The following is a 14,037-nucleotide window of genomic DNA, read 5'->3' as shown; positions in this document are numbered from 1 at the left end:
TTTGCGTTACAATGATACCAGTTTGAAAATCGGAGGTTTCTTCATGCTCACCTACTTTTTGAATGCCCGCGGCAAAGAGAGTAAGTACCGCTTTCTCTACAATGCCATTCGGAGCGATATTCTCGCAAAGAAACTGCTTCCCGGCGAACGCCTGCCCTCCAAGCGCGCGCTCGCGGAACACCTGGGCCTAAGCCTCTCGACGGTCGGGAGTGCCTACGCGGCGCTTCTCGATGAGGGCTATCTCGAGGTCAAAGCGCGGAGCGGCTTCTTTGTCTCCGCCCTCACGCTTCCGGAAAACGGCAACGCAAACCGAACAGACAAGGCAGACTTTCAACCCGCGAACGCTGCGGAAGCGGCGCGCCCCCCCGAAGGCAGCGACAAAAACGCAGACGCGAACGCCGAAGCGGCAATCTCCGAAACCGAACCCTCCGCGCCGCACAGCTCCCTCGGCGAACTCGCCGCCGACTTCCCCTTTACGCCCTTCTCCCACATTGTCCGCGATGTTCTGCTCCGCTTTCCGCGTGAGCTGCTCGCGCGCCCGGAAAATCAGGGGGCTCTGCACTTTCGCCGCGCCATCAGTGCCTATCTGCTCCGCTATCGCGGCATGCAGGCGGATCCCGCGCAAATCGTAATCGGCTCCGGCACCGAGTATCTCTACGGACTGGTTGCGCAGCTCCTGCCCCGCGCGGCACTCTACGGCATCGAGGCGCAGTCCTATGAGAAGATACGCCTTGTCTACAGCGCCTACGCCCGCCCCTATGAACTCCTGCCGCTCGATGCCTACGGGGTGAGTGCCGAGGGGCTCGCCGCCTCCCGCGCCTCCTTACTCCATGTGACACCCTACCAGAGCTACCCGAGCGGCGTGACCGCAACCGCCGCCAAGCGCTTTGAATATCTCCGCTGGGCCAAGGAGAGAGCTGCCTTTCTCGTGGAGGATGACTATGCCTCCGAGTTTTCGCTCCAAAAAAAGCCGCTGGAAACCATCTATGCGATGGATTCCAACGACTCTGTGATTTACCTCAATACCTTTACCAAGACCCTCGCGCCGTCCATGCGTGTCGCCTATATGGTGCTCCCGAAGCGCCTCCTCGAAAGTTACCGCGAACGTCTCGGCTTCTATGCCTGCACCGTCCCCGCACTCGACCAGTATGTGCTCGCCGAGTACATAGACCGCGGCTACTTGGAACGGCGCCTGAACCAACTGCGTCGAAAACTCCGTCTCTCTATGCGGGATTCGAAAGCGCAAGCTCCAGAAGACGTCCCGCAGCCGCTGCGAAGCGAGTCAGGGAATTGATCTTCACAAAATTTTGTCCGAAAACCCGCTGCACCGCGGGGAGCCCGGCATCGTCGCCGGTGTAAACGCAGAGCGCCGTGACACCGGAAGTGCACACCGTGCGAACTTCCTTTGCGGCGTTCTCTATCGCCCCTTCGCCCGCGTAGGCCTGTTCCTGCCCTTGATAGAGAAACTTCACCATATCGTTCGGCGTCACATCGCTCAGCACAATCAGAATTTTTCGCTCCGAGGGGTACTCTGCCATCAGTTCGCCGACCGCGCGGTAAGCGAGCCCGTCCCGGTTTGCGCCCGCCGTAAAATAGCGGAAAATCTCTTCGTTCTTCTCGTGCTCCTCGTAATCGCGGTAGCGCGTGAGCACCGTGTAGCCGCTCATCGAGAGATAGCCCCAGACTCGCACCGGCAATTTCAATGCACTCAGGCTCTCGGCCAAAATATAGGCCTGGCGCGCAACCAACTCGGTTCTCTCCTCCTGCGAAGTGCTCGCATCGAGCAGGAGATCCACGCTCACCCGACTCTGATCCCCGGGGCGCTGCTTTTCGAAAATGCGCGCATCATTCAGACAAAGCGCGCGGTACAGTTTCCCGGGAAGCAGCCGCCCCGTGCGGCCGGGCACTTCCTCCGAGTCGCGGAGCTGCCGCAGCGCATTTTTAAGGCGCTCTCTGAGTTCCGCAATCGCCGCGTGATCCCGCGCAATTTCACCCTCATGGGCGCGACGGGTCTTTTGCTCCCGCGCTTCCATCTCGCGGCGCATGCGCTTGGTAAAGCCTTTTAGTTTTTTGACTTCTTCGAGCGGCAGTCTGCCGTCCGTAAAATAAAGCCTGCTTCCCGCGTGGGCATCCTTACAACAGCGGAGATTCAGTTCACTCTCCTTCGCCTCCGGATACAGGGGGGTGCCGAAATAGTCGCGGATATACTGTCTCAGCTGTTCCGCACTCTTCTCCAGATAGCGCTCGCCGAACTTTTTGGCACCTGTCTTTGCGCCCGCGCTCGGCACAAGTTCGCCGAAGCCCATCACGAGGCGGCGCACATTCGGCTGTAGGGGCTCCTGCCGCTCTGCCGCGCTCCGCTTCCGAAACACAAACTTCGGCAGCGCGAAGCGACGACGACGCTGTTCGGAAGCCGCCTTGCCCGGAAGATAGGTAAAGTAGCGGGCAAGGGTCTTGCCGACGCTTTCAATCCACGCCTCGGTGTCCAAGTCTCCGGAGACTTCCAGTTCCTTAAGCAGCTTGCGGTCCACGAGGTCCGGGAGGCCGCTGTCCTCACCGAGCATGCTCCGGTAATGCCCCTCGAGTATCCAGCCCTCGCGGCTCTCCGCGATACTCGGCATAAAGTTCTTCAACTTTTCCCGCGCATAAGTCTGTCGAAGTCCCTCGGCCGCCGGCCGCTCTGCCTTTAACTTTTCATAGCAGCTGTTCTCGAGCGCCAGCCAGAAGAGACTCTCATAGACGCCCTGATCCACGGTCTCGTGAAAGCTGTTGTAAAACTCCATCAAGCGATCCCAGTCGTAAAAACGGTGCGCCGCGCCGATGATGCTGTTCCAGTAGAGATCCGCCCGCCCGTGCTCGTCGTACATGCGAAATCCCGGGGAAATGCTGTAGTCCCCGGCCGCATTCCAAATCAAATTGGCGGCGCGCCGCTTCTCAAATTCACTGAGTTTCATGCAAACACGCGCCCGGCTTCGAGGCTCTCCGGCAGGCGGGTCGCAACGAGGTCGCTGACCAGGGTCTGCTCGTAGCTGTCAAAGCACTTGTTCACAATGCCGAGTCGCAGGGCTCTCACCGGCGAGAGCCCGCGCTCCATCATGCCGATGGCCGCAATCAGGCCGCGAAGATCCAGCGCGCGGCTCGTGATTTCGCCGCCCTCGCTCTTTTTCCGTATCTCATCGAAGAGCTCCGCAAACTGCGTCGCATATTCCGGGCGTAAGTTCGGATACTTGCCGCTCAGGAGGCGCTTCACGTCCGCGAGCGGAATGACAGGCATCTGAATCACGAGGAAGCGGGAGGCGAGCGCCTCGTTTAATTCGCGCGTTCCCGCGTAGCCGTAGTTCATTGTGCCGATGAAGCGGGTCGCCTCGTGGAGGCACACACGCTCATAGCCCGGGATATCGATGACGCGACGAAAGTCGAGGGCAGCGTGCAGTACCGCGAGGCTTTCATTCTTCGCCATATTGATTTCGTCCAAGATACCGAAGCCGCCGCACTCCGCCGCGCGGAGCACCGGTCCCTTTCTGAGCTGTACCGCGCCGTCCCGGAAGGTATCCGTCCCGATTAAGCTCGCGGCATCCGCATTCACATAGAGGGAGATGTCCCAGAGCGGACGCCCGAAGGCAGCCGCCAGTCCCTCCGCGAGCACATTCTTACCGCTCGCCTTGCCGCCCGACAGAAGCAAATGTTCTCCGGCGAGCAGGGCGCCTATGGCCTCTTCCCAGACCTCTCTCCCGTAGTAGGGGTAAAGCGGCTCCGGCACGCGGTCCGCCTCCGCCTCATCCAAGTGATAGTAAGTTCGAAATGCGCGCAGTTCCTCGATCAGACGCTCGGAAATTCCCTCGGCGCGCAAAAAATCCAGACTGTTTTCTCTCATCTCTCTTCCTTTCAAATTCTAAAAAAAGAGGTTCGGTCTGCGCCGAACCTCTTTTCTGTCACAGGGTATTTGCCGGTCTTCTGCCGCGGACAAACACGGAGACGGCATAGAGTACCGCAAGTGCCACGCCGCCGGCGTACGCCGCATTCCACGGAAGGTTAAAGCCGATCTTCGCGTTCAGAATGTAGCTGCCGCAGACCACGGTATAGAAAATACCCGGAATGAGCGGCATCCAGACAAAGGCGCCCTTCTTCTCAATCAGGAGGTAAATGGCCGCCGCCGCCAGCGCAAAGAGTGCCATCGCCTGATTCGACCAAGCGAAGTATCTCCAGAGCAGGTTAAAGCCGTTCGTATCGAACTTTGCCCAGACCAGAATGCCGAACACCAGCACAAAGATCGGGGTTGCGAGCATCAGACGGCGCGCGTTGTTGTCCTGCTTGATGTGGAAGGTATCCGCAATCGTGAGGCGCAGTGCGCGGAGCGCCGTGTCACCGGAGGTAACCGGAAGCACAATGACACCGATGAGCGCAATCGCACCGCCGACCGGGCCCAGGGCCTTACGACAGAGCACGCCGACCACCGAGGTCGCGGAAATTGCCTTGAGTCCGCCGTCCGCCGCCTGCTGGAAGTAGCGCAGCACGCCGTTTTCGAACTGCATCGTGATGCCGCCCTTCGCAGCGCCCATCTGGATCAGCGCCATGGTTCCCGCTGCCCATACCATTGCGATGAAGCCCTCGACAATCATCATGTTGTAGAAAGTCATCTTGCCTTCGCGCTCACTCTTCATGGTGCGCGCAATCAGCGCGGTCTGCGTCGAGTGGAAGCCCGAGAGTATGCCGCAGGCAACCGTCACGAAGAAAATCGGCATGAAATGGCCGAAGGACTTCATATCACCCAGACCGAAGAAATAGTCGCCGTACGCAAACGCGCCGGTATTCCAGCTGTCCCAAACGTTCACGAGCGGATAATGACTTCCGACCATGACAAAGAAGACACCGACCGCAGAGAAGACCAGCACCGCACCGAAAATCGGGTACACCTTGCCGATGATCTTATCGATCGGGAAGACCGTCGCAATGTAGTAATACACGAATATGATGCCGTAGATAATCCAGGTCGTCGGATCTTTCGCACCGCCCGAGAAGCCGAAGACCTGCGTCGCGGCAATGTCACCCGGCGTGTAGATAAATACGGCACCGACCAGGAGCAGAAGCACCGAGACAAAGACGTCGTAAATCCAGAACACCTTGCTGTTCGTGTACTTTTTAATCATATCCGGCATCTGGATGCCGCCGTCTCTCGTGCAGATCATGCCGGCGAAGTAGTCGTGCATCGCACCGCCGATCACATTGCCGATCGGAATGGTGAGCAGCGCAATCGGCCCGAAGAGTATGCCCTGAATCGGCCCGAGTATGGGGCCGGTACCCGCGATGTTCAAAAGGTTAATCAACGCATTCTTCCAAGTCGGCATCGGGACAAAGTCCACGCCGTCCTGCTTTGCATACGCGGGGGTCTCGCGGTTATCCGGGCCGAAGACGCGCTCACAGAGGGAGCCGTACAAAAATCCGCCACAGATCAGAATCGCGAGGCCAATCATAAATGTTGCCATAACTGTACCTCTCTTTCCAAACACCTTTCGTCCCCGTCGGGCGGGGATTGACAAACATTTGTCAGATTAGTACAGCCTCGCTCTTTTTTCAATCGCTGTTTATAAATTCTTTCGATTTTTTACTTATGTATTTCACAAAGTTAGCGTTATTAAATCTTTGCTTTTCTTTTGTTTCGGCTTCAAAGCTCGTGAATCCGGGAGGGGTCGAAGCGATCCTCCGCAGTCTTTTCCTCCGCCGGATAGCCGAGCGGCAAGATCGAAAACACGTATTTTCCCGCCGGGATTCCGAGTATTTGATTCGTAAAGTTCACGCGTTCTTCGTAGGGATAAACACCGATCCACACCGTTCCGAGCCCCTCCGAAACCGCACCGAGCCAGAGGTTCTCCGTGCAGGCTGCCATATCGGTCGCCGCCACCTCGGCAAAGCGCTTGCCCTCGGGGTCGCATACCGTGACGATTGCGAGCGGCGCCGCAGCAAGCGGCCCCGCATAGCGGCTCAGCTTGGACAGAGCTTCCAGTTTCTCGCGATCTCTCACAATGTAAAACTCCCAGGGGCGCTGATTTCCTGCGGAGGGCGCCGCCATACCGGCGCGGAGGACCGCCTCCAATTTTTCCGCCTCCACTTCCCGATCCGCAAATTTTCTCACGCTTCTTCTCTCAAAGATTTCTTTCATCGTCTTGATTCCTTTGCCTGAATCCATTTTCTTTTATTCCTGTCCCGCTCTCAATCGCACCGTCGCATCCATGCAAACGCGAGCACCGTGTTTTCCGCAATCGCAAGTAACTCCGATTCCGCAAGCGAAAGTCCGCCCTCTTCTCCCGCCTCCGGAGACAGCTGAAGATAGGCCCCGACTTCTAAGACGCATTCTTTCCCGGCCTGCCGAAGTGCGGCGGCACCCGAATAGCAGTAAATCAAAAGCGTTTCGCTCTCTGCTGCCTCTGCGGGAAGGAGCGTCCCGAGGCGAAGCGTCTCGCCCGCCCGAAGCGAAGCGGTCTCCATGCCGCCCTCTGCCTCTCCCTTTCGAAGCATCAAATTAAAATCCGTCACCTCGCCGCGGGACTTGGTCTCTGCCCCGCCGTCGAACGGAAGCACCTCGAGCGCCCCGAGCGTCCGGAACGGGCCGCCGTCTTGCGAGAGCTTGAGCGCACCGCTGAGCGGTGTCAGAAAGCGCCGATAGTCCGGCAGCGGTGTAAAATCACTCTCGGGAAGCTCCACGGTCGCCGAACTCACACGCCAGAGAAAATCCCGTCCGGCATAGCTTGCGCTCTCCGGGAAGAGCAAAAACTCCCTAGTCTCTCCGCCGCTCCAGCGACTCACGCGATAATCCTTTGCGCTTCTCTTTTTCACTTTCATCTCGTCTCTCCTCCGTTCGACCGAAAAGATATCCAAAATCGGCCCGTCGGTGCGAAACCGCACTGCGACAGTGCGGATGCAAGCCCTTCGAAGCCGCGCTCCGCCCTGCCCCTGTATGTCGCAGCTTTACTCTCTATGCGTATTGTAGTCCTTCGCAAGGCGGAAGAAAAGAGCGCCCGGCCTGCCGAGCGCTCTCTCTTTACTTTTTTTCCACGCGTTCTATGCGTATCGCGGAATTTCGTTTGCGGGCGAGCAAAAGGATTTTTTCGGCGTCCTCCTTGTCAAAGAAGAGCCGCTTTGTCTTGTCGCCGCGCCGAAAATATAAGGCTGCGAGTGTGGGATGTCCCCTGTCCTCAAGCAGCACGGTGTCTATCTCGATCCAGGGATAGCACTCGTAGTGCGTCGTGATGCGCATTTGGTAGAACTGCTCGATTCCTTCTTCGCTCACAACCACATGCTTCTCCATGAGGAGAGCCAGGATATAGAGTGCGCCGAAGAGCAGGGCAATGCGGAAACGGGTCAGGATACCCGCCGCAAGTAAGAGTGCCGCAAAGCAATACCCTCCGTAAGTGACCCAGCGCTTTCGGGGCCGTAACTCCCGCGCCGCATAGACGACGCCTCCCTCCTTCTCCCATGGAAGCATGTGTAATCCTTTCTCTTACTCAGGGCCCGTTCAAAGCCCGAAGAACTTACTTGCCGACCTTCGGCGCCTTGCCCTCCGCGCGCAGTCTCTCAAGGTTCTTCAGTGCGACCTCATGCGCCTCTTCCGGTGCGCCCGCCGGCTTATGCATGGTGGTCTTGCCGAAGATATTGGTATACGCGCCGTCCGCCCAGAAGACATTGCGTCCCAGGAAGGCCGTGATTGCCGCATAAATCGGGTTCAGCAGGTTGACAAACGCAAACGGGAAGTATGCGAAGGGGTGCACACCGAGCACGCCCATCTGATACGCGCCGCAGCCCGTCCACGGGAACATAACCGCCCAAAGGGTTCCGCAGTCCTCAAGGGTTCTGGAAAGCATGTTGCGCGCAAGTCCCATCTCGTCGTACTTGTCGCTGTAGAGCGGTGCCGGAACGCCGATGCCGAGGAACTGGTCGCACATGGTCGCATCGCAGAAGAGCGAGGTGAGCAGAGTTGCAAGCACCAGCTGACCGACCGAGTGCAGTTTATTCTTGAGACCGCCGAACAGCGCGTCCACGCAGCCGCAGCGCTCCAACGCGCCGCCGTAGGCGACCGCGAGGAGTATCAGGTTGATGGTCCACATCTGGTGGTCCATACCGCCGCGGTTTAAGAGCTTATCCGCGATTTCGTTTCCGGTCTCGACCGTAATGCCGTAGTGCAGGGTGTTGAAGATGTCGCCGATGTTGGTCATGCCCTGGAAAACGGCCGCAAAGAGCACGCCGCAGAGCACCGAGATTGCGATGCCAACCAGACCCGGGAGTTTCATCACGCAAGCCGCAATGACCACGATAATCGGAATGAGCAGCAGCGGGTTGATGTGGAACTTCGACGCAAGCGCGGTCTGCAGTCCCGCCGCCACCTGCGGGTCGTAGCCCGCGGTGTTGATGTTCATGCCGAGTATGGTGTAGAGAATCAAAGCAATCACGAAGGTCGGCGCCGTCGTGGAAACCATTGCCGACACGTGGTCAAAGAGACCCGTGCCGGAAACCGCCGCCGCGAGGTTGGTGGTATCCGAGAGCGGCGAGAACTTATCGCCGAGGTATGCCCCGGAGATAATCATGCCGGCGGTAATGGCAGGGTTAATGCCGAGACCCGCACCGATGCCGAGGAAGGCAATGCCGATGGTCGCCGTTGCGGTCCAAGAGGAACCGCAGGCAAGGCCGACAATCGCGCACATGATGCAGCCGACCGGCAGGAAGAGCCGCGGGGTCAGAAGATCCAAACCGTAGTAAATGACAGCCGGGATGGTGCCCGACATGATGAAGGATGCGACCAGAATACCGACGGTGCAGAGAATCAGAATTGCCTCCATCGTCGCATTCAGACGATCCAGCATGCCCGCGAGCATATCAGAGAAACTGTGCCCGCAGATACCACCGATGATGCAGGCAACGCAGATGGATACAACCAGGGGCATATGCGCATCCGTATAGCCCGTCTTGCCGACGAACCCGAGCAACATAAGTCCCATCATGACGACAATGGGAATGAGCGCCTCTATGAAATTGGGCAGTCGTACCTTCTTGGTGCCTGTCTTATTCGCTTCCATACTCTCCTCTTTTTCCGCGCAAGACACACGCTGTATTTAATTTTTATACATCCAGTTCTCCGCCGAGTGCCGCCTCGACAGCCTGAATCAGGGAGCCGTCCGTAAGGATCTGCTCGCAGTAGTTGATGTCTTCGTAAAGCTCTCTGTCATCATCAAGGAAGGCACAGCCCTTACGCACCAGGTCGTATGCCGCCTGCGTGCCGCGTCCCAGTCCCTTGTTGCCGCGCATATCGATGCCCTGGCAGGCAACCATGAGCTCCATCGCGAGGACACGGCGCACATTCTTGCCGATTTCCGCCGCCTGACGCGCCGCAATGGTACCCATGCTGACATGGTCCTCCTGCCCCGCCGAGCTCGGGATGCTGTCCACGCTCGCCGGATGTGCGAGCACCTTGTTCTCCGAGACCAGTGCCGCCGCGGAGTACTGCACAATCATGAAGCCGGAGCAGACGCCGCCGTGCGGGGTCAGGAAGGCCGGCAGTGCCGAATACGCGGGGTTCACCAGTCTCTCGATGCGGCGCTCCGAAACGTTCGCGAGTTCCGCTTCCGCAATCTTTAAAAAGTCAAAGGGCAGTGCCATGGGCTGGCCGTGGAAGTTGCCGCCCGAAATACCTGCTCTGTCCTCCTTGAAGATGAGCGGGTTATCCGTGACCGAGTTGATCTCAATGTCCACTCTGCCCTGCACATACTTCACAGCGTCCTTGGAAGCGCCGTGAATCTGCGGGCTGCAGCGGAGCGAGTATGCGTCCTGCACACGAATCTCACCCTGACGCGTCGTGTTCTTCGAATCCGCGAGCAGACGGCGCAGGTTCTTCGCGGTCTTACCCTGGCCCTCGTGCGGACGAATCGCATGGACTCTGTCCTCGAGTGCATCCATGACACCGTTCTGTGCCTCAAAGCAGAGCGCATCCGCAATGTCGGCAATCTTTAAGAGCTGCTTCGCGTCGTGAAGGGCAAGTGCGCCGACCGCCGTCATCGCCTGGGTGCCGTTGTTCAGCGCGAGACCTTCCTTCGCCGAGAGCTCAATGACCGGAATACCGGCTCTCTTCATCGCCTCCGCGCCGGAGAGCAGCTCTCCCTCATAGTAGGCCTTGCCGAGTCCCAGCATGACCAGAACCATGTGCGAGAGCGGCGCCAAATCACCGGAAGCGCCGAGCGAGCCCTTCTCCGGGATAAAGGGCGTCACGCCCTTGTTGAGCATCGCAATCATGGTCTCAAGGGTCTCTAAGCGTATGCCGGAGTAGCCCTTCGAGAGGTTGTTGATGCGGAGCAACAGCATGCCGCGCGCCACATCCTCCGGGAAGGGATCGCCCGCGCCGACTGCGTGCGTGATGATCAGGTTCTTTTGCAGGTCCTTGCACTCATCGGTGCTGATGACGACATCGCTGAACTTTCCGAAGCCCGTCGTAATGCCGTAGACCACCTGCTTCTCCGCGACCAAATCGTCCACAATCTTCCGGGATGCCAACACAGCCTCCCGACTCTCCGCGGAGAGCTCCACAACAGCGTGCTCGCGGCAAACCGCAACAATTTGATCGACGCTCAGGTCCTGTCCGGTAATCAGAATTTTATCCATCCCTCTGCATCCTCCTATCTCAACCAAGCTTGGTTCCGACTGTTTTTCCGTTTCAGTTTACCCGCGCGCCGTCAAAAAAGCGTCTAGTTATGCGTTTTAATTGTGACTATTGTGTAAATTTTAAGTCCTAGCAGCCGCACAGCCCGCAAAACCCACCAAATACCGGGCTGTCATAGGTCTATCCGTCCTTTGCCCTCGGGCCGCCCCGTATTCCGCTATGCCCTCTGTTCTTTGTTTTTCGAAACGGCTGCGCTTCGTCTCCTGTTCTTAAAAGCGCAGGGCGGAGTCCCGCCCTGCGCTGTCGTTTGTTCTGTCGTTTGTTCTTCCGTTTGCATCTTTCTTCGGCTTATACCGCGCGAAACGGGAACTTTATTCCGCTTCCGCGATCGCCTCCTCCGCGCCGTGAATCAAGAGCTCGGTCTCCGGATTTTGGATGCGACTCGCAATGTAGCGCGCCCGCTCGAGATGCTGCCGTGCTTCTTCTTTCTTCCCCTGCCGGACACAGAGCAGCGCGAGATAGGCCTCGCTCCGCTCCAGACCCCAGCGATAGCCGTTTGCCGAGAGCACGGCGGAAGCCCGCTCTAAGTACTTCCCGCTCTCCTCGTAGCGCCCGAGCAAATAGAGAAGCTGCCCGATGCCGGAGTAAATCTGCGCCATGCCGTTGGTCTCCCCCGAAACAGCGCCTATGGCAGCCGCCTCCCGATACCGAAGCAGCGCTGCCTCGGGCTCTCCCTGTTTTCTTTTGATATCGCCGAGATAGGCGATGCAGGCTGCGATGCTCGCCCGGTACTTCGGGGCCGAAGCGCCGAGCGCCGCCTCGAGCGCCTCGAACTCCGCGCGCGCGGCCTTTAGTTCCGCCTCGGCCTCGGCAAAGGCGCCCCGCCGAATGAGACACCAGCCCCTCAGCCGCCGGAAAGCAGCGTGCATCTCCGCGTCGCAGTCCTTCGACTGCTCGATTCCGAGTGCCACATAGCGCTCCGCCTTCGGAAGATTGGCGGTCTGGATGCTGTGAAAAATATGCTGCAAGTAACAGGAAAAGAGCATGGTATCGTCTGCGCAGCGCCGCGCCGCCATCATGCACTGCTCTATGGCCGCGACACCGCTGTCGTAGTGCCCGGCTGCGATGTCATGCCGCCCCAGAATGTATAACATCTGCATTTTCATGCGTCCCACTTCGGGCGAGCTGTCCTCGAGGCGTATCACATCCTTTGCGAGTTCCAGCATCTTTTCCGCCTCCGCGAGCGCGCCGAACTGTCCGCCGAGATCCGTGACCTCGGAGTGCACAATCGGGAAGTTTTCGTTCAGTATGGTGTAGAACTCCCGCAAATAGCGAATCTGATAGCCGTATGCCTTGACCGGGCAGAGGGCGCGCATCCAGTGATGGGCAATGACAGGCAGCGCCGCATAGCTCCCGCCGTGTTTTTTCTCATAGTATTCGGCGAGCATGCGGTGGTAGAGGCGGGTGCGCCCCGTGCTCTGCTGTTCGTATAGATATTCACGAAATACGCGGTGCACAAACTTATAACAGACTTCCCAGCCGACCGTAATCTCCTGAATCAGCTGGCTGTTCGCAAGACTCTCGAGGCGCTCCAAAAGTTCCAGACGATTCATGTGCTGTAAGAGGTACTCGAGTTCTTCGAGATTTATTTTTTCCGGGAAGATGGCCATACAGGAGAGCACTTCGCGCTCCGAAGCCGAGAGCCCCGAAAGGCGCGCCGCAATCAGACGGTCTATTTTCGGCGTCTTTTTCAGCACGAAGCCCTTCTCCCGAATCAGGGCTATCATCTCTTTTAGGAAGAAGGCATTGCCCTCCGTCATCTCATAGAGCGCCGCAAGCCGTTCGGGCTGCTCGCGCAATTCCGGAAAGACACGCAGCACAATGCGATCCGACTCTGCCCTCGAAAAGGGCTTCAGCGAGAGGAACTTCACGCGGTCCTCTCGGACCAGGCGCTCCAACTGCCGCACCACCCGCGCCTCCTCATAGTCCTGGTAGGTACAGATCAGCTGTAAGCGCGCGGGGCCTATGCTCTGTAACAATTTTAAGAGCAGGCGGTAACTGACCTCGTCCATCCACTGAATCTCATCCAGGGTAATCAACACCCGTGTTTTCCGGCAAAGCCGCTGCATGAGTTCCAGGAGACGCTGTTCGACCGCACGGTAGCGGAGATAACCGCCGCTCTCCTCCTCCACCCCGCCGGCGAGTTCCGAAAGCGTTGCCGCCGCATCCTCTTCGGAGATGCCGCTCAGCTTTCCCTCGGCCGCGAATTGCCGGAGTTCCTCAAAAATATCGCTGAAGGGGCTCAGGAAAAATTCCGCCCCCTGACGGTAGCAGATTGCGTGGAGCGCGAGCATGCCGTTGCCCTCGCCGAGTCTGCGGCAGGCATCCAGAAAACCGGTCTTTCCGCAGCCCTCCTCGCCCTCAATCAGCGCGACACTCTTCAGCGCCTCGCCTTCCGCCTGAAAAAAAGCGCTGATCTCGAGCAGTTCCTTCTCCCTGCCGATGTAGCCCGGTCTTCCGCTCTTATCCTCCGCCTGCGGAAACTGCTCCTTCATCGTAAAAATCTGCTGAAAGAGCTGCCTTGCCTCTTTGGAAGGCGCAGTCTCCAATTCCTCCCGGAATAGCTTCTCCATGTCGCGGTAAAGGCGCAGCGCCATGTTGTGCTGCCCGCAGGCCGCGTAGCGCTGCATGAGTTCCGCGTAGAGCGCTTCGTTAAACGGATCTTCCGCAAGCAGTACCTTGGCGGCGCGCTGCATCCCGGCAATGTCCTCTTTTTGATAGGCGAGCTCATAGCTCTGCTTTGCCGCAGCGGTATCCGATTTCTGCCGCTCCGCGCGCACCTCTTCCGCCCAGGCCTCGAACTCATAGCAGTTCTTCACGAAGAAATGCTCGAGAAAGGGCGCATCGCAGCTCTGAAGATCGTGTTCCAGCACTGTCTCCTCCGAGAGTAGCAGTTGTGTGTGTCCCTTGCTCCTTAGCACCTCGTTTCCAAGCTGCCGCCGCACCTGGTAAACGGCATCCCGCAGTTTTTTTCTGCCGACACTCTCCTCCTCGTCGCCCCAGAGCAGATGAATCAATTCTTCTCGGCTTGCGCTGCCGCGGTAGGCGAGATAATAAAAGAAGGCCTCCGCTTTCCGGTACGGAAAGGCAACGCGCACGCCGTTTTTCCGTATCTCCGGATTGCCCAAAAAACGAACTTCAATTTTGTCCAAAGCACTCGCCTCCTTTTCTCTGCTGTTCTCATTATAGGAGTGAGCCGCAGGCAAAGTCCAGCAAAAACGTCAAATTATGAGCTTTCATTCATCAAAAATTAGACGTTTTTTCGACTCTGCCCCTCTATACTTGGTTTCAATGGTGAAATCATTTGTTTTCGCTTTGTGCAGAAAGGAAGGTGCCCC

Annotated in this window: 10 protein-coding genes; 1 reads left to right on the top strand and 9 read right to left on the bottom strand. The window is 58.2% G+C overall.

Going from position 1 to position 14,037, the window contains the following annotated elements; genetic code table 11:
- Window positions 1-43 precede the first annotated feature (43 nt).
- A complete protein-coding gene (pdxR, locus tag QU660_RS00550) occupies window positions 44-1,294 on the top strand; it encodes a MocR-like pyridoxine biosynthesis transcription factor PdxR (RefSeq protein WP_304946411.1) in 1,251 nt (416 codons plus the stop codon).
- Here pdxR and QU660_RS00545 read toward each other — a convergent pair.
- The 9 genes from QU660_RS00545 to QU660_RS00505 form a co-directional block, all read right to left on the bottom strand.
- Window positions 1,224-2,954, bottom strand: coding sequence for a hypothetical protein (locus tag QU660_RS00545; RefSeq protein ID WP_304946410.1), 1,731 nt, complete (start codon window positions 2,952-2,954; stop codon window positions 1,224-1,226). The two genes, pdxR and QU660_RS00545, sit on opposite strands and share 71 nt — an antisense overlap.
- Complete coding sequence (locus QU660_RS00540) at window positions 2,951-3,874, bottom strand: AAA family ATPase (RefSeq protein WP_304946409.1); 924 nt, start codon at window positions 3,872-3,874, stop codon at window positions 2,951-2,953. The genes QU660_RS00545 and QU660_RS00540 overlap by 4 nt, the downstream gene beginning before the upstream one ends.
- Window positions 3,875-3,932: 58 nt before the next feature.
- Window positions 3,933-5,483, bottom strand: a complete 1,551-nt coding sequence (locus tag QU660_RS00535) for a carbon starvation CstA family protein (protein ID WP_304946408.1) — start codon at window positions 5,481-5,483, stop codon at window positions 3,933-3,935.
- A 179-nt stretch (window positions 5,484-5,662) separates the two neighbouring features.
- Window positions 5,663-6,157, bottom strand: coding sequence for a nitroreductase family protein (locus QU660_RS00530; protein ID WP_304946407.1), 495 nt, complete (start codon window positions 6,155-6,157; stop codon window positions 5,663-5,665).
- A 50-nt stretch (window positions 6,158-6,207) separates the two neighbouring features.
- Complete coding sequence (locus tag QU660_RS00525) at window positions 6,208-6,837, bottom strand: HutD/Ves family protein (protein ID WP_304946406.1); 630 nt, start codon at window positions 6,835-6,837, stop codon at window positions 6,208-6,210.
- Between the two features lie 199 nt (window positions 6,838-7,036).
- The gene (locus QU660_RS00520; protein ID WP_304946405.1) at window positions 7,037-7,480 is read right to left on the bottom strand and encodes a hypothetical protein; all 444 of its coding nucleotides are present in this window, start codon (window positions 7,478-7,480) and stop codon (window positions 7,037-7,039) included.
- Window positions 7,481-7,526: 46 nt separating this feature from the next.
- The gene (gene nhaC / locus QU660_RS00515) at window positions 7,527-9,065 is read right to left on the bottom strand and encodes a Na+/H+ antiporter NhaC (RefSeq protein WP_304946404.1); all 1,539 of its coding nucleotides are present in this window, start codon (window positions 9,063-9,065) and stop codon (window positions 7,527-7,529) included.
- A 43-nt stretch (window positions 9,066-9,108) separates the two neighbouring features.
- Window positions 9,109-10,641 carry a histidine ammonia-lyase gene (gene hutH / locus QU660_RS00510; RefSeq protein ID WP_304946403.1) on the bottom strand — a complete coding sequence of 511 codons (1,533 nt, stop codon included), beginning with the start codon at window positions 10,639-10,641 and terminating at the stop codon, window positions 9,109-9,111.
- Window positions 10,642-11,010: 369 nt separating this feature from the next.
- Window positions 11,011-13,851 (bottom strand): BTAD domain-containing putative transcriptional regulator, encoded by a 2,841-nt coding sequence (locus QU660_RS00505; protein ID WP_304946402.1) that lies wholly within the window; start codon window positions 13,849-13,851, stop codon window positions 11,011-11,013.
- Window positions 13,852-14,037: the final 186 nt, after the last annotated feature.

The sequence above is a fragment of the Stomatobaculum sp. F0698 genome, from assembly GCF_030644385.1.
Taxonomy (GTDB): Bacteria; Bacillota; Clostridia; order Lachnospirales; family Lachnospiraceae; genus Moryella.
The sequence above is the reverse complement of the archived record's forward strand: the minus strand, read 5'-3'. Positions and strand labels throughout refer to the sequence as shown.